This window comes from Dysgonomonas massiliensis (assembly GCF_900240225.1).
In the GTDB taxonomy this organism is placed as follows: domain Bacteria; phylum Bacteroidota; class Bacteroidia; order Bacteroidales; family Dysgonomonadaceae; genus Dysgonomonas; species Dysgonomonas massiliensis.
Genome location: NZ_OEPV01000004.1, coordinates 28,739 through 49,847, shown reverse-complemented (window position 1 = coordinate 49,847; position 21,109 = coordinate 28,739). Strand labels below are relative to the sequence as shown.

The 21,109-nt window shown below is 38.0% G+C and carries 13 protein-coding genes; 3 read left to right on the top strand and 10 right to left on the bottom strand.

The window, feature by feature from the left end; translation table 11 throughout:
• Positions 1 to 69 precede the first annotated feature (69 nt).
• The 9 genes from rpsB to ruvA all read right to left on the bottom strand — a co-directional run bounded on the left by rpsB (position 70) and on the right by ruvA (position 16,604).
• Positions 70 to 921 carry a 30S ribosomal protein S2 gene (gene rpsB / locus C1A06_RS05010; RefSeq protein WP_101689148.1) on the bottom strand — a complete coding sequence of 284 codons (852 nt, stop codon included), beginning with the start codon at positions 919 to 921 and terminating at the stop codon, positions 70 to 72.
• Between the two features lie 199 nt (positions 922 to 1,120).
• Positions 1,121 to 1,507, bottom strand: a complete 387-nt coding sequence (gene rpsI / locus C1A06_RS05005; RefSeq protein WP_101689147.1) for a 30S ribosomal protein S9 — start codon at positions 1,505 to 1,507, stop codon at positions 1,121 to 1,123.
• A 9-nt stretch (positions 1,508 to 1,516) separates the two neighbouring features.
• Entirely contained in the window at positions 1,517 to 1,972 is a 456-nt protein-coding gene (gene rplM / locus C1A06_RS05000) for a 50S ribosomal protein L13 (RefSeq protein WP_101689146.1), read from the bottom strand.
• A 272-nt stretch (positions 1,973 to 2,244) separates the two neighbouring features.
• Positions 2,245 to 4,716, bottom strand: a complete 2,472-nt coding sequence (locus C1A06_RS04995) for a phage tail-like protein (RefSeq protein WP_145996343.1) — start codon at positions 4,714 to 4,716, stop codon at positions 2,245 to 2,247.
• A gap of 312 nt (positions 4,717 to 5,028) precedes the next feature.
• Positions 5,029 to 5,823, bottom strand: a complete 795-nt coding sequence (locus tag C1A06_RS04990) for a thymidylate synthase (protein ID WP_101689144.1) — start codon at positions 5,821 to 5,823, stop codon at positions 5,029 to 5,031.
• A 111-nt stretch (positions 5,824 to 5,934) separates the two neighbouring features.
• Positions 5,935 to 6,645: a response regulator transcription factor RprY gene (rprY, locus tag C1A06_RS04985; protein WP_101689143.1), complete on the bottom strand. Its 711-nt coding sequence runs from the start codon at positions 6,643 to 6,645 to the stop codon at positions 5,935 to 5,937.
• A 28-nt stretch (positions 6,646 to 6,673) separates the two neighbouring features.
• On the bottom strand, positions 6,674 to 8,197 hold the full coding sequence (locus tag C1A06_RS04980; RefSeq protein ID WP_101689142.1) for a sensor histidine kinase: 1,524 nt from the start codon (positions 8,195 to 8,197) through the stop codon (positions 6,674 to 6,676).
• Positions 8,198 to 8,363: 166 nt separating this feature from the next.
• Entirely contained in the window at positions 8,364 to 15,989 is a 7,626-nt protein-coding gene (sov, locus tag C1A06_RS04975; RefSeq protein ID WP_245872004.1) for a T9SS outer membrane translocon Sov/SprA, read from the bottom strand.
• 27 nt (positions 15,990 to 16,016) lie between these two features.
• Positions 16,017 to 16,604: a Holliday junction branch migration protein RuvA gene (gene ruvA, locus C1A06_RS04970; protein WP_101689141.1), complete on the bottom strand. Its 588-nt coding sequence runs from the start codon at positions 16,602 to 16,604 to the stop codon at positions 16,017 to 16,019.
• Between the two features lie 193 nt (positions 16,605 to 16,797).
• Here ruvA and C1A06_RS04965 point away from each other — a divergent pair, with 193 nt between their 5' ends.
• The 3 genes from C1A06_RS04965 (at position 16,798) to rbr (ending at position 20,509) form a co-directional block, all read left to right on the top strand.
• The gene (locus C1A06_RS04965; RefSeq protein ID WP_101689140.1) at positions 16,798 to 17,436 is read left to right on the top strand and encodes a nitroreductase family protein; all 639 of its coding nucleotides are present in this window, start codon (positions 16,798 to 16,800) and stop codon (positions 17,434 to 17,436) included.
• Positions 17,437 to 17,477: 41 nt separating this feature from the next.
• The gene (locus C1A06_RS04960) at positions 17,478 to 19,574 is read left to right on the top strand and encodes a M3 family metallopeptidase (RefSeq protein ID WP_185116814.1); all 2,097 of its coding nucleotides are present in this window, start codon (positions 17,478 to 17,480) and stop codon (positions 19,572 to 19,574) included.
• 356 nt (positions 19,575 to 19,930) lie between these two features.
• Positions 19,931 to 20,509: a rubrerythrin gene (rbr, locus tag C1A06_RS04955; RefSeq protein ID WP_101689138.1), complete on the top strand. Its 579-nt coding sequence runs from the start codon at positions 19,931 to 19,933 to the stop codon at positions 20,507 to 20,509.
• Between the two features lie 81 nt (positions 20,510 to 20,590).
• Here rbr and msrC read toward each other — a convergent pair whose 3' ends face one another.
• On the bottom strand, positions 20,591 to 21,064 hold the full coding sequence (gene msrC, locus C1A06_RS04950; RefSeq protein WP_101689137.1) for a free L-methionine (R)-S-oxide reductase MsrC: 474 nt from the start codon (positions 21,062 to 21,064) through the stop codon (positions 20,591 to 20,593).
• Positions 21,065 to 21,109: the final 45 nt, after the last annotated feature.

Here is a 21,109-nt window from a genome sequence, read left to right as displayed (position 1 = left end):
AAAAGCTAAAAATCGGGCTCATAGAATAAAATTCTTGAGATACCGATTTTTAGCCAATATCCTTATTTTTTATTCTTCTTCTTTCGCAAATTTGCCAACTACAGCAGCATTCATTGCGTCTTTGTCTTCTTTAGCTACAGTTTTTTTAGCTCCAGCACGAGGTTTGCGATCTTTTTTTGGTGCATCCTCATCATCTTGAGCATCTGCAGCAGCAGCGTCAGCTTTTTCAACTTTTCTTTCTTCAAGACCTTCTTTCATAGCCTCGCAAAGATATCCTAGGATAACTTCGATTGATTTTCCTGCGTCATCATTAGCTGGGATAACAAAGTCAATATCGTTAGGATTTGAGTTTGTATCTACCATTCCGAATACAGGTATACCAAGACGGTTAGCTTCGCGGATTGCAATGTGTTCTTTCATTATATCAACTACGAACAATGCAGATGGAAGGCGTGTCATATCTTGAACTGAACCTAAGTTCTTTTCAAGTTTAGCACGTTGACGGTCGATTTGAAGTTTTTCTCTTTTTGACAATGTTTCGAAAGTTCCGTCTTTCTTCATTTTGTCGATAGTAGCCATTTTTTTGATAGCTTTACGGATAGTTGGGAAGTTTGTTAACATACCTCCTGGCCAACGTTCAGTAACATATGGCATGTTTACTGATTGTGCTAGATCACCTACGATTTGTTTTGCTTGTTTTTTTGTTGCAACAAACATTACTTTACGTCCTGATCTTGCGATTTGTTTCAATGCTGCAGCAGCTTCTTCTGCTTTAGCGATTGTTTTATGTAGGTCGATAATGTGAATACCGTTACGCTCCATAAAAATATAAGGAGCCATAGCCGGATTCCATTTTCTTTTCAAGTGACCGAAGTGCACTCCTGCTTCAAGCAGTTGATCGAATTCTAATTTTTGAGCCATTGAATTGCTTTTTTAATCGTTTACTTTCTTTGTCTTTTTTGTTCGAATTACCCGGTAGCCTGCTTAGTTCAGGATCCTGATAATTTAGATACTAAACGGTAATTTTTGAGATGAACCGATTCATCATTATTTCGCACCAATTTCCGATTCTCAAGCAGTGTATGCAATATAAAATGGATGATTGGATAGAATAACCAAATTAACGTTTTGAGAACTGGAATCTTTTTCTTGCTTTTGGTTGTCCAGGTTTTTTACGCTCAACGATACGAGGGTCACGAGTCATAAATCCTTCTGCTTTCAAAGCTGGTTTATCTTCAGCGTTGATCTTAACCAATGCACGAGCTATTCCTAAACGAGCAGCTTCTGCTTGACCTTTGTAACCACCTCCTGTTAGGTTGATTCTGATGTCATATTTTTCAACAACATTCAAAGTGTTTAGAGGTTGTTTCACAACATACTGAAGGATAGATGAAGGGAAATAATTTTCTAATTCACGTTTGTTGATAACAATCTTTCCTGTTCCTTCGCTAACGAAAACGCGAGCGATTGCTGCTTTACGTCTTCCTACTGCATTTACTACATCCATCAATACTTATTATTTAATAGCGTTAATATCTAATACTTTTGGACTTTGAGCTTCATGTTTGTGTTCTGAACCTGCATATACATATAGGTTAGATAACAATTGAGCTCCAAGACGGTTTTTAGGTAACATACCTTTAACTACTTTAGTAAGTAGGCGGTCAGCACCTTTCTCCATCAATCTAGCAGGAGTCATTTCTTTTTGTCCTCCCGGATAGCCTGTATAGCTTAGATATACACGAGAAGTCCACTTGTTTCCTGTTAATACTACTTTGTCTGCATTGATAATAATCACATTATCTCCACAGTCTACGTGCGGCGTATAGTTTGGTTTGTACTTACCTCTTAAAAGTTTTGCAACTTTCGATGCAAGACGTCCCAAAGTTTGCCCTTGCGCGTCAACAATAACCCACTCTTTGTTTACTGTTGCTTTGTTCGCTGAAATGGTCTTATAACTTAAAGTATCCACTTACTTAATTTTTTAATTGGTTAATGACTTTTTTATCGATTCACTCCACGCTTTCAGCCTTCCGAACTAAGGATAAGGAAAACCTCCAACATATTGTTTATCAAATTTTTACGTTTATTTTCGTAATAATCGGCTTGCAAAATTACAAATTATCAATGAATTAACAAAGAAATAGACAGTATTTCTCACACGAACTTTATTGAATATACAAAAAAAATGGGCTGCATCCTTTTAGATGCAGCCCATTTACTTTTCTGTCTGATTACAATATATTAGTTACTATAGTTAGTATCTACTACATAATCTTTAACAATGTTCTTTTGAGTATAATTAAATGCATTATCTACAATATTTCCGAACAATACCCAACCCGCTGATTGTCCAGCTGGAATTGATTGGCTTCCAACTACTGTAGATCCATCCCATGCTCTAAGGGAAACATCACTAATCGATAAACCGATAGGCGAATTAGACCCATATGAAGAACCAGTATAGTTCAGAGTTCCCCAATCTGGGAAATAGAAGAAATTATCAGTATAATTAAATATGTATCGTGCTTGATCTGTACCAGTGCCAGTTCCAGTCGTTTCAATCAGAGCCTTAATTGGTCCTTGAGTCCCAATAGCTATACCACCCCATGAACCAGTATCATCTGATCTAACATACTTGCCACGAATATCTCCAAACGCACCTTGCAATAATGGATTATTATCTTCCATTGGTAATTTCGCAGCCAAGATACTATTATAGTAAATACTTGTAATCGAAACATTAGTACCATATGTCTTATCCAAAATTGATTTCAAGTTCGCATCTTGAGACTGACCTTGCGCATATATAAAATATCCTTTTTTATTCTTCATAAAGTCAGCTATAACACTTGTTGCATCATCCGTACGATCAAAGTACCATCCAGATATAATTACATCAATTTTGTTATCATTAATTGCTTTAGCCAATGTTGCTGCATCAGGATTACCGCCAGTAGTATATACATTTACCTTTTCTACTAGAGACACCCCTGAAGGTCCAAAATTCGCCACATTTTTAATCGCACTAGAAAGGGTACCAGAAGGGCTTCCTACTATCAATACATTTTTCTCTGGCAACATCACACGCACGTCTACCGTAGTTCTATTTCCATTGATATCAAGATCAAACGTTAAAGTTCCAGCTACCAATGGAACACCACTAGCATAAAGCCTTATCGTCTTAGGTGTTGAGCCTACATCTCCAGCCGAGAAAGTACCATTACCAGAGAATGAAAAGCCAGCTTCGTCATTAGTTGCAACTCCTACCCAGTTACCTATCGACCCGACAGTCAACTCTATTTCTATATAATTACTTCCACCTTCTGAAGTCTCAATATCTAATCTATATGCTCCATTTACAGTAATTTTACTCCAGTTTGGCGTAATTGTAGCATCATTTTCTTCAACGTCTACATACACTATACAGTCTGATGTACCATCTGACTTACCTGTTCCCGAAACTGTAAATGCCAGATGTCCCGCCTCAGATGGAGCATTACCATTCGAATAAAGGATAACATCATGAACTCCCTCTGCTAATGTTACATTATTGACAGAATATTTAACACCAGCAACATTATCTGTATAGAAACTGAATGTTCCTGCCGACAATACTTCTACCTTAACTGTTATTGTTTTCCCTGTTGACGCCTCACCTCGAACAAGCTTATCAGTAGCAGTAAGACCACATGAACTTGACACGAATTGGAATCTTGATTCTGCTGGCTTAATAGTCATCTCTTTCAAACATGAAGGATCGAACTCTTCACCATTCAATGTCAAAGGAAATGCAAATACGCCCGCTTCATTAGGCGTTCCTGTAGCTGGTAATTGGATAGTATACGGTCCAGGAGCTGAGAACGTTCCGCTTTTCTGAAAAAATACACCTTTACCTGTTTGCAACTCTATAAGATAAGTCCCAGCTTCGACAACATCCAAGGATACTTCCAAATAGTTACCTCCAGTTGTTGGCACTCCGACCTGATACTCTCCTATTATTTTTGAATTACTACAATTAAAAGGTCCTATATTAATTACAGCCTCTCCGGCATCACCACACATAGACTTCCACTTATTTCCTTTCCAAAAATTAAAGCAACCCTCATCTGTATTCCAGACAAGTAAAGCTTCAGCCGGATTGGTTATTCTTGAAATTTGAAGTTTGTCAAGCCTAGGTACTAAAAAACCTTTATCACTTGAAAACACTTCTAGTTGAGCTGTTGGTTCAGGAGTAACATTATTCAGTTTTTTACCTATCGTAACTTGTCCGTTTTGATATATATTTTCTGTATTCTGAGTTGCTTCATTTCCTGACCCAGATACACGCCACGGCTCAGTAGGTATCTCTACTGCATCTGGAACCACAAAGCGGAGCCACATTGCTCCATCAAAGTAATAATAACCAGGACTGTCAATATATGCAGTCGCATTAATTCCGTCATCATCAGTTTCAACCACATATACAATAGCTCCTTTTTGATCTTCAGTATATGTATGCATTCTTGAATTCAAAAAACTCAATGTCACACGAGGAGCTATAACCCCTATCGGCGTATCAACATTAGTATCACCTACAACATCAAGTGTTGCTTTAGGTTCTGTTCCAGCCCCAATGGTTACTTGTGCTCCAAGCGTTGATGTCCCAAACACCATCGCAACCATCAATGCAATTTTAGTCAATTGTATTGAGCTCATTTTTAAAATTTTTCTCATAAATTCTACGCTATTCTAATTCAAGTAATCTCTATTCGATTCTGAATCAGTCTTAGTTAATTAATTTGTATACAGTTACAGTTTGGTTCTAGCCTTATTTTAAGAACAATGATTAAGTTAAAAAAGTTTTTTAGTATGTGTTCTAAAGAAATTTATGATGCAAAGATATAATTTATACAATAGATCTAATATATAAAGTACTGCAAAAATCAATTATATATATAATATTTTACAAACTAGTCATAGTGCAGTTTATAGCATAAAAAAGAGGTACTTAATTCTAAGTACCTCCTCTATAATATTAGCTATATCTTAAACTGCCACTTCACCTTTTATATGAGGATGCGGGTCATACCCTTCGAGTTCGAAATCTTCGTATTTGAAATCGAATATGCTTTTCACCTCTGGATTTATTTTCATCGTTGGCAATTTTCTAAAATCACGAGTCAACTGCAATTTGACCTGATCGAGATGATTGGTATAGATATGAGCATCTCCCAATGTATGGACAAACTCTCCCGGTTTCAATCCGGTTACCTGAGCAACCATCATCAGTAATAAGGCGTATGACGCAATATTGAATGGCACTCCCAAAAATATATCGGCACTTCGTTGATACAATTGCAGACTTAAACGTCCATCGGCAACATAGAACTGAAAGAATGCATGACAAGGTGGCAAGTTCATATTCGACAAGTCGCCAACATTCCATGCACTAACAATCATACGACGCGAATCAGGGTTATTTTTTATAGTTTCAACAACCTCTTTTATCTGATCAATACTACCTCCATTATAATCGGGCCACGAACGCCACTGATAGCCATAAATATGGCCTAGATCGCCATTTTCGTCTGCCCACTCATTCCAGATACGTACACCATTCTCTTGTAAATATTTCACATTCGTATCTCCGGCCAAAAACCAAAGTAATTCATGGACAATTGATTTTAGATGCAATTTTTTCGTTGTGAGCATCGGAAAACCATCTTCAAGATTGTAGCGGCTTTGATGCCCAAAAACGCTAATAGTTCCTGTACCTGTACGATCACTCTTTTCTACGCCTTCAGTCAGCACCCTTTTCAAAAGGTCATGATATTGTTTCATCTTTTTCGATTCAGTTTATTTTATCGACAAAGTTAATAAAAAAACAAAAGCTATATCCTTTGTCTAAGAATATAGCTTTCGATTAAGTATTATTTGAATATCAACTAATGATTATTCTGCATGATCATCTTCAGTAGGAACAATTAGTTTGTATCCCTTACCGTGTATATTGATAATCTCAATAGATGGATCAGCCTTCAATAACTTACGTAGTTTAGTGATATAAACGTCCATACTACGAGCATTGAAATAGTTGTCATCAACCCATATTTGACGTAATGCATGATTACGCTCAAGAATATCATTTGCATGAGCACATAGCAATGACAGCAATTCAGATTCTTTAGTTGTCAATTTTGTGCTTTGTCCTTTGATCGTAAGAATTTGCTTTTGAGTATCAAATTCCATATCACCAAAGTGATATACTTGTTGTTCTACTGTTTTTTTACCTTTCACTCGACGGAAGATTGCTTCGATACGCAGTACAAGTTCTTCCATACTGAATGGTTTAGTAATATAATCATCCGCACCTGCTTTGAATCCTTCCAGAATATCATCTTTCATATTCTTAGCAGTCAGGAATATAATAGGAATTTCGGTATTGATGGCACGGATATCTTTTACCAATGTTATTCCGTCTTTTTTAGGCATCATAACATCCAATATACAAAGGTCGTAGTTTTCTTTTACAAAGCCTTTATATCCTGCTTCTCCATCAGTGTATAGATCAGTTTCATACCCTTTAGCTTGAAGATATTCTCTTAGCAACATTCCAAGATTTTCGTCATCTTCACATAAAAATAATTTCAATTTTTCTTCCATATCCCTACAAATTTACATATTTCACATTCTAATTTCTTTCTGTAACATAAGGTAAACAAATGATAAATTTAGTTCCCTTACCTAATTCACTTTCTGCTTTGATCGTACCTTTGTGATCTGTTACTATTTTATGCACATAGGCCAATCCAAGTCCAAAACCTTTCACATCGTGCAGATTGCCGGTTGACACACGATAGAATCTGTCGAATATTCGTTTTACAGCTTCTTTCTTTATACCTATACCATTATCTTCCACCGATATGTATATTTTATTTCCCGAGTTCCACGAACGAATCATCAACTCAAGATCTACATCTTCGCGACGATATTTCACTGCATTGTCAAGCAAATTGAACAATACATTTGTAAAGTGCATTTTATCTGCTTTAATTGTCGATTCTGTCGCTTGCAAATCAATATCAATATGCCCACCGAATTTTTCAACTTTCAATTGGAAAGTACTTGCCACATGAACTATGATATCATTAGCATCCAATTCTTTTATTTTCAATGTAGCTTGTTGTTTTTCGAACAACGACATCTGCAACACTTTTTCTACCTGAAAACTCAATCGTTCAGTCTCGTCACCTATCACACTTGATATGTGCTTAAACACATCGGGCGATTTCGATACGTTCGTATCTTTCAGCATCTGCGCAGCAAGAGATATAGTCGAAACCGGAGTTTTCAGCTCGTGTGTCATATTATTCATGAAATCGCTCTTCATCTCCGACAAACGTTTTTGACGAACAACCATAATAATCATTATAATGAATGTCACCAACAAAATAAAAGTAAACAATAAGGCCGGTATCAAGAATGTAATCTCGCTATACAAATAATCATCTTTCGATGGAAAATATACTTTCAGATATACAAACTTATTAGGCGGGTCGTTCGGAAATAACACTTGCGGATAAGCTGAATCACTTCCATGATTTTCGAAACCCGTCTGCTGATACAATGCTTTGTCATTCTTATCAACCACTTCGTAAAAGAATGGTTGTTCGATACCCGACGATTTCAGCTCACTACGGATCATACCTTCCAATGCCCTAAAGTCAACACGCTCTTCTATTGGCAATGTATTTGGCACGCGCGTCAACTGGCTGATTACTGCGTATACATTATCTTGATTGTGCAAAAAGTTTTTTGTCTGTTCTTCTTGCATTGACATAAACGATCTTGAAATTCCATTCGATCCGCTTGACGTTCCTCCAAACGAGCTTTTCGACCTCACGGTAGTTGTAGTTTGTAATGCAAAATTACCGTCAGGAGTCACCGTAATATAATTCTGCTGATAAGTCATTTCATCACCAGAAACTACGTTTTGTTTTTTCTGAAATTCCTGATACGATTTATCTAAATACTTCTTCGTTGCATCCAACTCCAGATTTACAGATACCTGATAAAGACTGCGTCGGATTGATTCGTCAAACTGAGTACTACGTTCTTTGATAAAAATACTGAAGTACTTCAGCTGCATCGAAAGCAAGCCAAAGAAAGCAATAGCCATAACACATACCAGAATCCAAATTACAGACTTTTTCATTCGTCTAATATTATCAAAATTGATAAATCCAAGAAAATCAACGCAAAGTATTTAAACCTTTATCTTTTAACTTTATTATTTAACAATCAGTCTAATCCTTTTGTTTAACATATCAGATGTTAAAACTAAACTTTTTTTTCGTTAAAACCAAGCGCGTTAATATTTTTTATTGTTGTAATGTATATTTTAAACTTAGACCAAAGCTAGAGTTTGTTGTAGTATATCCTACAGAAGTTATTAAAGGTTTATTTAACACTCTATCGTAAAATGCACGCAATGTAAGTGAGCGACTTAGGGTATAATCGGCCGAAAACTTGATTGTAAAAATAGTAGTTCCGCTTGTAGCTTGTGTATAGTTATCGTTTATTTTTCGGATCAAGGCTTGTTGAGTGCGATGTGATAAATCGAACTTAAGGTTCAAGTCATTGTTTATCTCATTCGCAGCAGGGGTAACATTCTCTGCATCTGCATTCTTTTTTCTATTGCGTTCGCGTTGACGCGAATCTTTGGTACGAATACCCAATAAACGATTAAAATCGTTAATACGATAACCACAGCCAACTACCCATTCTTTATCCATCGATTCTACGATCTGTAATGATGAAGAATTCAGATTCAGAGTACGCGCAGTATTATACCTCAAATTAAATAGCAAACTGTTGTTCAATACTGTTTCGGCACCAAACAATGGATTAAACGCCTCAATAATACTTACCGAAGACATATTGTATGGTGATGAAGGTGTAGGCTTACCAGATACTGCATCGCGAATGAAACCAAAACCATCGCCTGCATCAACCCAAGTGCTGTACGATGTGTATGAGCCAATTTGATAAACACAGCTATAACGATGACTCAAACGTACCGATTTAGCATATTCCTTTATAAATGGAATATTGCTCAGTCCGTCATAAGTCATATTCCAGTTAGGAAGCAATGCCCATAATTTAGGAATCAAACTCAATGAAATGCTCTTGGCATTTCCGCCGGTATATGCAGCCAAGAATGCAGGTATCATCACATCGCTCGAATTTTCATTTACCTTATTTGCAGCACCGGACTGCATATGAGTATGGTATGCCGCCCCACCGATTCCAAGTTCATCATCTGCAATGAAACCACTCTGAGGAATCTTTGCACCAGCATTGTATTGTGCTTGAATTCGATCGCGTATAATTGTTCTATTCTCAAGGAATTTTTCGAATGCCTTGGACTTATAACCATTTTTCGCTTTGCTCGATTCGAATGCCGAGGATATGGCAATAGTCGTCATCGAAAAACTACCTCCACGCATTATAGACATAGGAGAACTCCCAACCGGATTTTCTCTGTTGTCATAGAAATTTATTTCGCTACGTCTATTATGCTCACGTCCGGCAGTTAAGTCAATCTTCAAACTTTTGATTGGCTCCAACACAGCCGATATTTCTATTTTCTGAGCCGAATTATAAATTGCCGGTGTAACACTGATCGACTTAGTCAACAACCATTCTCTATCCAAAGATTTATTCAAATAATCTTCTCCGCCATCGAATCCGAAAGCAAAGCCTAAACCCGGAACCATCCCATAATCGGAAGTATTGCGCTGTCCCAGCATATCCCCAATCTTAGGTTTAAAACCGTTGATATACGTCTCTTTACGCGACGAATATTTAAAGTTTACTGTTCGTACAGACATCAATCCTCTAGCTGAGTATTCGGCAACATCTTTCCAGAATTTAGAGCCCTCATCATTATCAGCTTTCGCCATTACACTTAACTGCAAGCGTCCAGCATCCTTATTTTTAATCTGGATTGTATTCTCGTCAATTCGTTTATATTTCAATTTGTATGGCTTACCATCCACTTTAGCCACTATATCCAGTTTCTTGGTATTTAATCCATGTTTTAACACATAAGTCGAATCAGCTTTAAGTTCGATCTCGGTTGTAAATCGTCTCGCACGCGATGTGCTTTGACCTCTCTGACGATTAGAGCGTACCACACGTGTATTTCGTCTTCCATCAAAACGTTCGTTAACACGTCTCAAGAAAGCATTTTTACGATACAATGCCGTCAGATCGAATCTATTTCTCGTCTCTAGCGTTAAGCTATTGCTAATAGAGTTACCAACTTCCAAAGTGTCGACACCTACCGATGCTCCCCTATCCCACTGATATCCGCTGGTATATTCTGCCTGCGAGTTGATCCAGTCCAAAGCAGGTATACTACGTGTAGGCAATTGATAAGTTACTTTAGTAATTTGTTTATACGATAACGGATCTCCCAGATTGCGTATACTTCGCCATACCGAGTCTTTCCATATTTCGTAATCGTCTCTGTTTTGTTTTTTATTGACTTGTAGATATGGTTCTTCAATTTCGGCTCTTGTTCCTGATTGAAAACTTGCTTTCAGATTCTTCGTAAAATCCCAGTTGATAGACAAATCGCGATCCCAATAAAAAGCTTGACTCCACGATAGGAATTCATTCTTTGTATTTATTTCTCCTACCTTGTAATTTTCGATATCGCGCGTCAATGTCTCGTTATAGAAACGAGTCATCACCGAGTTTGCCGTTATATTATTAGGCAGATAATTGAATCCTAAACTCTTCAAAAATTTCTTAGCTCCGCTATTACCTTTCAAATTGCTGAATGGTTCCCAGGTTTTTACTATCGGAGAATACGAATAACCAATATTTGCCTGGAAATCTTTATTTACGTCATAAACTGTAGTCGGATTATTTATTTCTGTTTCGTTGTACGAATATCCAAAACTAAAGTTTGCCGGATCATAAGGCATTGGCGTTTTACTCTGAATATTAACTTTCACATTCGTAAAGTTTATACTCTTAGTCGTATGTATCTCTTCTGCTAAGCTCCGAATCGAGTCCCTTTCGGCTTTTGTATTGACTGTTTGTAACGATTCTTTCAGTTTCACATCCGTATCGAAAGGATCATATTCTGGTGTTATTTTCTCATTCGAATACGAATAATAGAACGGAATACTCACCTTCGCTTTCTCTGGCAAGAAACGTCCCAAGTCCATATTCAGAGCTATATTATACAACATATAATCATCCGAACGTCTTTCTAATAAACTTTGATCCAAAGCACCAAATCCAGCAGTTTCTTTCCTACCCGACACGTATATTGTCCCGATATCCGAAAGCGCAATACTCATATTTCCTTGTGCTGCCCAGCCTCCTTTTTCATCAAAATCGGTCAGACGAAGTTCATTGAACCAGATTTCACCCGATTTCGATTCGCGCGAATTATTACGTACTCCCAACATGATAACATTTACTTCGGCAAGCGTAGGATTACCCATCACACTTACTCTGTTTGCTGGATGCTCTTTATCGTATCTCCAGTACAGTTTTGTATACGAAACTTTAGAGTCAACCTTACGTTTTTCCTTATTGCGTTCCAGTTTTACATTTTTCAGTTCATCTAACGAAAAATCGAACATATTATCTTTAGGCCATACAATATAGCGGTCAGTCGTGCTATTCGAGTTGTATTTACCCGGAGGAGTTACCCTCATCGGTATTTCGTACTCGTAGTAGTTATTATGATAATCACTACCCAGACGAATAAACACTGTAAAATCTCCGTATTCTAACGACTTATCATCTATCAACTCCTCTAAATGGGCAAACATCTGCATGCGTTTGAATCTGCGTAAATCAAAATTTGTATTCTTATATACTGCTCTCGCATCACGTGGATCCAAATCGGTAATTTTGACAGATAATGCTTGCTCATTGTTTTGCAATAGTTGTACTTGATTAGCTTCTAACGAGCGATCTAGCCCCGGAGGCAACACGTAGTTTACTGGCTCTTTCTTTCCGTTTTCTTCAATATTAACACGAGTAACTTCAATTTTACCCGATCCCGTAGACACTTCATTTTGATTCAACGAACGAGTATAAGTACGCCAATCACCACGAACCAACTGCAATGTACCAAAACGAAGAAATGTAGGCTTATCGAAACCAGTTAAGAACATTCGCATAAAACGAATATTTTTAAAGTTTCTCATTTTAGTGTCGGGATCATAATCTTTAATAGGAATTTTGAATTGATACCATGTTACGGTTTCTTTCTTTCCGTTGCGCAATGATACTTCAACGTCTCTTTTCTCGGTAATGAAGTTCGATCCCACTTTCATATCGTTCTCGCGCAACGAAATTTTATATTGGTAGTAGGACTCGGTTTCGTTCATTGTATAATCCTGATCTATATCTTCTACATCGGGCACAGTGCGGGCCGCTGTCGAATAACGTTCGTTCGAACCATCAGCCGTCGGAGAATTGCCTTCTGTCCCATTATAATACTTGTAACGATCAAGAATACTAGCCTCGTTTTCGTCATAATACACACCTCTGAAATAATGATAATTATCGCCAGCAGGATCATTTATTGGAGAGAATGGATTACGGCTAAATTCATCGTAGGTTGTACCTGATAGTTTAGTCCTTAATTGTTCTAGATACGTCTTGTAAGTAGGGAACTCCTTTTCCTCTTCGGTACTCAATCCGTTCAAACCAACATCTTGTTTCTTTCGACCTTCTGCTCCAACATTATTATCAAATGCATATACCGTTGCCTGACGCTTCGGAACTTTACCCCATTCGGTTGTTTCAACATCATTCATATTACCATCAATTGGCAATCCATTCTCGAAAAATTTACGTCCATCCTTCAAAATATCTTCAGAAATGTTTCCAAGATTGAAATACAAATCACCTTCTCCGTTCTCGGGATATTCGCTCGAACCTTTATAGACAAAAGGATCTAACAACCAAAATTCAATATATTCGACATTCGAAGCCTCGAAATCGCGGACATCCATACGGCGCATAATTCCACCCCATTTATCTCTTGGGTGCATAAATTGTCCATCAGTACCAATATCATTCGCTACTAAGTTATAAGGACCTCGCTCGTTCGGATAATATGACAAGTTTAAAGCAGAAATAGTACCTACATCGTTGAAAGACACATCTCTATCTGGATATAATTCTCTCAGTAAAATTTCACGTACATAGTGATTCGATAGCTGAGCTTTATCATTCTTTATATGTTGTGGAGTTCCACTCATTCCCTGACGGGTAAAAATATTGTCGATCATAAACCACGACATGTGTGCACGATTTTTCCCGTACTCAATATTATTCGACAATTCTGCTTCGCTGAATTTCCCCGATGGTGTAGAAGCTAAGGTCCATGCATACGGGCTCTTCAGATCAATGCGCGACTCGGACGATTCGAAGTCATCCAGATAAGAATATTTACCAGCTTCGCCATCCTGATAATGACCACCTATCAATTGAGCAAACTCCCCGTTCAACGATATCATAGATGGTTGGGTAGCCTCTACAAATGGAAGCTTATCAATCACATTAGTCAACCACTGCGACTGCGTATTGTATGAAAAATTGAATCCCCACAAGGTGTTTTTCACCGACTCCTCACCAAAAACGGTTTTGTTCATCAGAGGTTTTTCATAGAGATGCATAATGGTAGCACCTACATTGAAATTCTTCGAAAAGTCGTAACTCAAGTTCAACCCAAGCATTGTTTTCTTTTGCATGCTGAAAGTCTGGTCTTCCAAAGATACTTGTACCGGAGTACTTGAATCTATCAGATTTTGATTGATTAAGGTTACCGATCCCGACATGTAATCGACAATATAATCGACCCCTTCTTGCAATGTTACTCCTGCTGCCGTAACCTTAACCGATCCCGGTGGAACGTTTGTCGCATTCAGATTGATTTCGGCTCCCGATGATACATTCCCTCTATACGAGCCGTAGATTTTAAATTTGTTCTTTTCGGCTACTTGCTCAGCGGCCGTTTTTGTATCATTATACAATTCTGGATAAATATATTTATCGGCATATGCAGCTCCTATCTGCTCTTTCAGATGCGAACCGAAAGGCTCAACAACTGGAAAAATAATTCGTCCGGTTTCAGATTTAACAGTAAATCCCTCTACAAAGTCGAAAACGCCATCACCTCTCTTGCTTTGGTCGGCTGTCTCAACAGCCTTATTCTGACTATTCAGTCTATCCAAGTTCATCACTTGCAACCAAGGCTTATTCTTCATATTGCCCTCTGGTAAATAACTGATATAAGCTCCGATTGTATCGGCCTGATAAGAAATTTGCAATCTGAAGCCTTCTTGCTGAATGTTGTTTGCTCCAAGGCTGTAAATATTTTTCATCATCAAATCCCATGTATATGAGATTGGCGAAAACGATGCAGGCTTCAGCATTTTCACAAACAAAGCACCCGAACTGGTACTGGTAGTCCCATCAGTAGATGAATCAGCTACATCAGCACCAAACTCCCCTACCTGATAAGTCTTTCCTTTGTATGTATATTCGAAAGCCACACCCAACACCTCATCGCTTTGCAAAGCAGAGGTCAATGAGATATACCCTAGTTGCTCGTTATATGTATATTCCGACGACGATAATAATCGTGCCCGTTCCAATTTTTCGTAAGCCTGACCACTTTCGAGTACCGAGCTTAACGTCGCTGTCACTTTTGATATATCTCGCGCAGCCGGATAACTTCCGACTAGTTCATTGTATAAGGTATTTGCCTTATTACTTGGCAATGTGTTCGTCACATCAGGTAATTTATCATCCGGATCACCTACTCCACGCCATTGTGCTTCGCCCAAATCAGCAAAAGCTACAATATTTCGGGCATCATCTCCTCCTCGTTTATTAGTAACCCAAACTTCCATCCTATTGATCACGATACCCGTTCTTACAGCAGGTAGAAGTTCGTTTGCATGATCGTAATGGTCTCTGAAATAGCGAGCCAAGAAGAAGTGACGATTTTCGTCATAATCACTCGCTTTGAACTCGTATTCGTTGTTTTGAACACTACCTTGAGTCTGTATTGTACGCGATTCGGCTTCTTGCTGCGAAGCGATCGCATTTACCTTCAAGCGTCCAAATTGAAGTTCAGTATTGATACCAAATAAAGCTGCTCCTCCATTGATCAGCGAGTTTGTCGTAGACATACTCACATTACCGGCTTCTATACGCTTCAGAATTTCATCTTCTTTCCCCTCGTATGCCAGCTTTATCTTTTTCGAATCAAAATCGAAAGCCGCCTTCGTATCGTAATTCAGACCAAAATTGATCTTATCTCCTACAGTAGCATCCACATTCATCTGAATATCCTGATCGAAATCGAACATCGTGCGATTGCGGTTTCGCTGAGATAAAGACGGATTTTGTGTTTTAGTATTTTTAATGCCCAAAGTAGATTCGGCATAACCCGATAACTTCAAGTCTAAACCTCCTGGACCAAATACCCGATCAAGATCGCTTGTGTAAACGGTCACATTCTTAAGCATGAAATCATTGCTTTTATGTGTTCCCGTCGTACGAGCTATCGCGTTCTTTTTCTGGAAATACTTTGACATAGACTCCTTTTCTTTGTAATCCATGTACTCATCATAATTCAGACTGATAGGAGTAGAAATGACCTGATCGCCAAGTTTAGTCTTGAAAATGTACATCCCCGTATTGATATCGTATTCGATTTCGGTTTTCAGGTTTTCGGGATCTTTCAGATCTATAGGCTGTTTTCTTGTCAGCTCTTCGTAAGATTGGGGTTGAGTTTTCTTGACTGGAAAACGAGGAAACGTATCTTCGGCCTGTACAAACGGATTGATATCCGATTCTTCGAAAACAACAATGTACCTCTCGGTAATTCGAGAGAATATTGCGATCGAAAAAATCGAAAACAGTGCAATTAATAAAAATCGTGTATACTGTTTCAAATCCGATTACCTCCAGTTAGACTTTTCTTATAACATTTTCAGAGCCATCTTAATGACTTCTTCAACTGTACTTTGCGGACTTTCTTTCAGAATTTTGGCAACAACTTTCTGCGAAGCACTTTGCACAAAACCCAACATTACCAATGCTGCAACAGCTTCTTCGGAACATGGATTAGAAGCTGAAGCTAACAACACCGAGCTAGCATCTACACCATCCAGTTTTATCTTGTCTTTCAGATCGATAATGATACGCTGCGCTGTTTTCAGACCAATACCTTTTACCGATTTCAGAGCATTCACATTGTCAGTTGCTATAACCGAAGCCAGTTCTTGAGGATTGAGCGACGAAAGAATCATACGAGCAGTATTAGCTCCAATACCCGACACACCAATCAGCTGAATGAATATTTCACGCTCCGACTTATCATAAAACCCGAATAAGATGTATGCATCTTCTCTGATGGCTTCGTATATGAACAGTTTTGTATTCTTTTGTCCTGTTAGTTTTGTATATGTATTCAACGAAATATTGACATAATAACCAATACCATTCGTTTCTATCGTTACGGCTGTTGGATTCAGTTCAGCAATTTCGCCTTTAATATAATCTATCATAGCTATTTATCTTTATCGTTAATAACGTCTGCAATATAGAAAACGTATATTTTCGCATTCTAGTATTTTTATTCTTTAAAATATCTGATTTTAATGATCTTCGATCTGTTTTCGGAAGCGCAAAGATATCACTTTTGATGCATATTTTGCTATCTTTGCACATTCTAAACAAAACATAAGGAACATAACAATAATGGATTTAAAAAAAGTACATAATAAGGCAAATGCAGTAATGAATGATCGCAGATCAATTCGCGAATACGACACATCTGTCAAAATAGAGCGCGACAAGATGCGCAACATCATTCAGGATGCTATGACAGCACCTTCATCGTTCAACATGCAACCATGGCGTTTCGTAGTGGTTGATACACCCGAAGGCAAAGCAAAGACAAAACCTTATATGATGTTCAATCAGAGACAAAACGATACATCATCAGCACTGATAGTTATCTATGCAGATATGCAAAATCAAGATATGATTGACAGCATTTTAGCTACGGACGTGAAGTTAGGCCTACGCGAAGAAGATAATATGGAAAAGATGGCAACAATGATAAAAGACTATCGTGCAAGATATTCGCCTGAAAGGCTTGCCGAATCGCAAGTCTTGGACTGCGGCTTTGTCATCATGCAATTGATGCTCTCGGCTAAAGCATATGGTTACGATACGAATGCAATCGGAGGTTTCGACCGCGAAAACATCTCGAAAGTATTGGGTATGGATACCAACAGATATAAGCCTGTACTTATTCTATCAATTGGCAAAGCTAATCAGGAAGGGCACGACTCGTCACGTCTTTCGGTAGACGAAGTCACGAAATGGATATAATATTACCATAGTTATATAGTTATACATTTATAATTTCATTTATGAGAAAAACATTAATTAGTATTTTTACATTTTTTGTAGCAATGACAATGGCAACAGCTCAAAATCCGTTCTTTTCGGACTATAAGACTCCGCATGGAACACACCCATTCAATAAAATAAAAAACGAGCATTTCGAACCGGCTTTTGCAAAAGCTATCGAAAAGCACAAAGCAGAAATCAACAAGATCGTTATGATCAGAGCAGTCCCTACTTTCGAGAATACAATTCTGCCATACGAAAGATCGGGCGAAATGCTTTCCCGTGTATCTTCAGTTTTCTACAATCTGAATGGTGCAGAATCGAACGAAGAAATGCGTGAGATTGCAAAACGCGTTCAACCGCTTCTTACAGCACACAGCAATGATATCAATCTGAATGAATTGCTTTTCCAAAAAATTAAGACTGTATATGACAATCGCTTGAATGCTGGTCTTAATACAGAACAGATTCGTTTGGTTGAGAAAATATACAGTGGATTCGAACGCAGTGGGGCAAACCTTTCGAATGAAGACAAAGAGAAGTACAAAGAGTTATCTACTAAGTTAAGCAAATTGACTTTGGACTTCGGACAGAATGCATTGCAAGAAAGCAATAAATTCGAGATGCTGCTTACTGATGAAGCTGACTTAGCCGGCCTTCCTCAAAGCGCAATAGATGCTGCTAAAGCAAAAGCTGCTTCGAAGAATAAAACCGGCTGGATGTTCGATCTTTCGGCTCCTAGCTACATTGCGTTTATGCAACACTCGTCACGTCGCGACTTACGTGAAAAACTTTATCGTGCCTATAATACCAAAGGTGTAGCCGGTGGAGAATTCGACAATCAGGATATTGTTAGAGAGATTGCAAAAACACGTATGGAGATTGCGAATCTTTTAGGTTATAAAGATTTCGCTAGCTATCAGTTGAAAAACAAAATGGCTCAGAATGCTGAAGGTGTTTACGGACTACTTGATGAACTTCTGAAAGCATACTCGGTGGCTGCTCGCGAAAATGTAAAAGAAGTTCAAGGTTTCGCTATCGGTATGGAAAATGAAGCTATCGAGATTCAACCTTGGGACTGGTCTTACTACTCAGAAAAGCTAAAAAGTGCGAAATACAATGTAAACGACGAAATGGTACGTCCATACTTCGAACTAGAAAATGCTAAGAAAGGAGTCTTCGGCTTGGCAACTAAATTGTATGGGCTTACTTTCCGCAAGAATAAAGATATCCAAGTATATCACCCTGAAGTAGAAGCTTTCGAAGTTTACGACGACAACAACAACTTTGTATCTATTCTATACACTGATTTTCACCCACGCGAAGGTAAACGCCAAGGAGCTTGGATGAGCAGCTTCAAAAGTCAATACATCGACAAAGATGGAAAAGATTCGCGTCCGCACATCACTATCGTAATGAACTTTACGCGTCCAACTGCTGACAAACCGGCATTGCTTACTTTCGACGAAGTAAACACGTTCCTTCACGAATTTGGACATGCACTTCATGGAATGTTAGCTAAAGCCACATACGAATCTCTATCAGGGACTAGTGTAACTCGCGATTTTGTAGAATTACCATCTCAGATCATGGAAAACTGGCTAACAGAAAGAGAATATCTAGACAGCTTTGCTGTTCACTACAAAACGGGCGAGCCTATTCCTGCCGAATTGGTACAGAAACTAATTGATGCTTCTAACTTCAATGCAGGATATCTATGCTATCGCCAGCTTTCATTCGGATATCTTGATATGGCTTGGCATACAATAACTAGTGCTTATACTGGTGACGTGAAAGAATTCGAACAAAAAGCAATGAGCAGTACAGCTCTATTACCTATAGTTCCCGAAGCTTGTATGTCAACTTCATTTGGTCACATCTTCTCGGGTGGCTATTCAGCAGGATATTACGGCTACAAATGGGCTGAAGTATTGGATGCTGATGCATTCTCTCTTTTCAAAGAAACGGGAATATTCAACAAGGAAACAGCAAAATCTTTCCGTCAGAATATCCTTGAAAAAGGAGATACAGAAGATCCGATGAAATTGTATATACAATTCAGAGGTCATAAACCTTCGGTAGACGCATTATTGGAAAGAGAAGGAATAAAAAGATAATATTTCATACTCGGAATAATGAACAATGCCCTGCAGAATAGCTGTAGGGCATTTTCTTTTTACAACACGCTAAATAAATATTACCTCAGACTGACTCATTCTGATAAACAAAATCTATTATTAATAGATTTTAATAATGATTACAAATGGATACAATTAGCAATCATTGAGATACAATCTATTACAATTCAAAAAGTGTCCTTATTTAGAAATGATCTAATCAAGTTCTGATAATCAGTCACTTTATTAAACAAATTTTCACTTCGATGCGTTGAAATCGTAGCCTAAAAACTTTCAAGTTGTCAGCAAATTGTATAACTTTGATACAAACTAAAAAATCAAATAAAATTATCATCATGGGAAAAAGTATTAAAGGTACACAGACTGAAAAATGTCTATTGACTTCGTTTGCTGGTGAATCACAAGCAAGAACACGTTATACATTCTTTGCTAGCGTTGCTAAAAAAGAAGGTTACGAACAAATCGCAGCTATCTTCCTTGAAACTGCTGATCAAGAAAAAGAACACGCAAAACGTATGTTCAAATTCTTAGAAGGTGGTATGGTTGAAATCACTGCTTCTTATCCTGCTGGTATGATCGGTACTACTGAAGAAAACTTGATCGCTGCTGCAGCTGGCGAACACGAAGAGTGGGCTATCGACTACCCTAAATTCGCAGAAATCGCAGAATCAGAAGGTTTCAAAGAAATCGCTACTATGTATCGTCTGATTGCTAAAGTTGAAGAAATGCACGAAAATCGCTACAAAGCATTACTTGCTCGTATTCAAAACAGCCAAGTATTCGGACGCGAAGAAGCTATCGACTGGCAATGCCGCAACTGTGGATACGTACATACAGGTAAAACAGCTCCTAAGACTTGTCCTGCATGTCTTCACCCACAATCTTATTTCGAACCTAAAAAATGGAATTTCTAATCAGATTAGAAATGGAAGAATAAAAAAGAGATCGATTAATATCGATCTCTTTTCTTTTGTATCACATAGAAGTAAATCTGTTTAGAACTTGAGAAGTTTAACAATCCTCTCAAGATAACGTGCATCTGTATCATCAAATTGAGCTAGTTCGTCGCTATCAACATCCAGAACAGCTACAACTGCTCCGTCTTTCATGATTGGCACAACTATTTCGGATTGCGATGCAGCATCGCAGGCAATATGTCCGGGAAATTGATTTACATCTTCTACAACTATTGTTTTTGCTTCTTTCCATGCTGTACCACATACACCTCGCCCAAATTTGATACGGGTACATGCAATCGTCCCCTGAAAAGGTCCTAATACAAGTTCGTCCTCTTTAACTAGATAGAAACCCGCCCAGAAAAATCCGAAAACCTGTTTCAATGCAGCTGCAACATTTGCCAAATTGGCTATAAGATCAGTTTCTCCTGAGAGCAAGCTTTCAATTTGAGGTAACAACTCAGTATACTTTTCCTCTTTCGAGGTCTGAGAGACATGCAATGAATGTGACATAATTAGATGTACTTATATTCGTTTGTAATGAATTTCAAAAATACT

Excerpts from the sequence above, each read along its gene's own strand:
- msrC (WP_101689137.1), bottom strand. The coding sequence starts at position 21,064 with ATGTCACATTCATTGCATGTCTCTCAGACCTCGAAAGAGGAAAAGTAT.
- rbr (WP_101689138.1), top strand. The coding sequence starts at position 19,931 with ATGGGAAAAAGTATTAAAGGTACACAGACTGAAAAATGTCTATTGACT.
- C1A06_RS04980 (WP_101689142.1), bottom strand. The coding sequence starts at position 8,197 with ATGAAAAAGTCTGTAATTTGGATTCTGGTATGTGTTATGGCTATTGCT.
- ruvA (WP_101689141.1), bottom strand. The coding sequence starts at position 16,604 with ATGATAGATTATATTAAAGGCGAAATTGCTGAACTGAATCCAACAGCC.
- C1A06_RS04965 (WP_101689140.1), top strand. The coding sequence starts at position 16,798 with ATGGATTTAAAAAAAGTACATAATAAGGCAAATGCAGTAATGAATGAT.
- C1A06_RS04995 (WP_145996343.1), bottom strand. The coding sequence starts at position 4,716 with ATGAGAAAAATTTTAAAAATGAGCTCAATACAATTGACTAAAATTGCA.
- rprY (WP_101689143.1), bottom strand. The coding sequence starts at position 6,645 with ATGGAAGAAAAATTGAAATTATTTTTATGTGAAGATGACGAAAATCTT.
- C1A06_RS04990 (WP_101689144.1), bottom strand. The coding sequence starts at position 5,823 with ATGAAACAATATCATGACCTTTTGAAAAGGGTGCTGACTGAAGGCGTA.
- rpsB (WP_101689148.1), bottom strand. The coding sequence starts at position 921 with ATGGCTCAAAAATTAGAATTCGATCAACTGCTTGAAGCAGGAGTGCAC.
- C1A06_RS04960 (WP_185116814.1), top strand. The coding sequence starts at position 17,478 with ATGAGAAAAACATTAATTAGTATTTTTACATTTTTTGTAGCAATGACA.
- rpsI (WP_101689147.1), bottom strand. The coding sequence starts at position 1,507 with ATGGATGTAGTAAATGCAGTAGGAAGACGTAAAGCAGCAATCGCTCGC.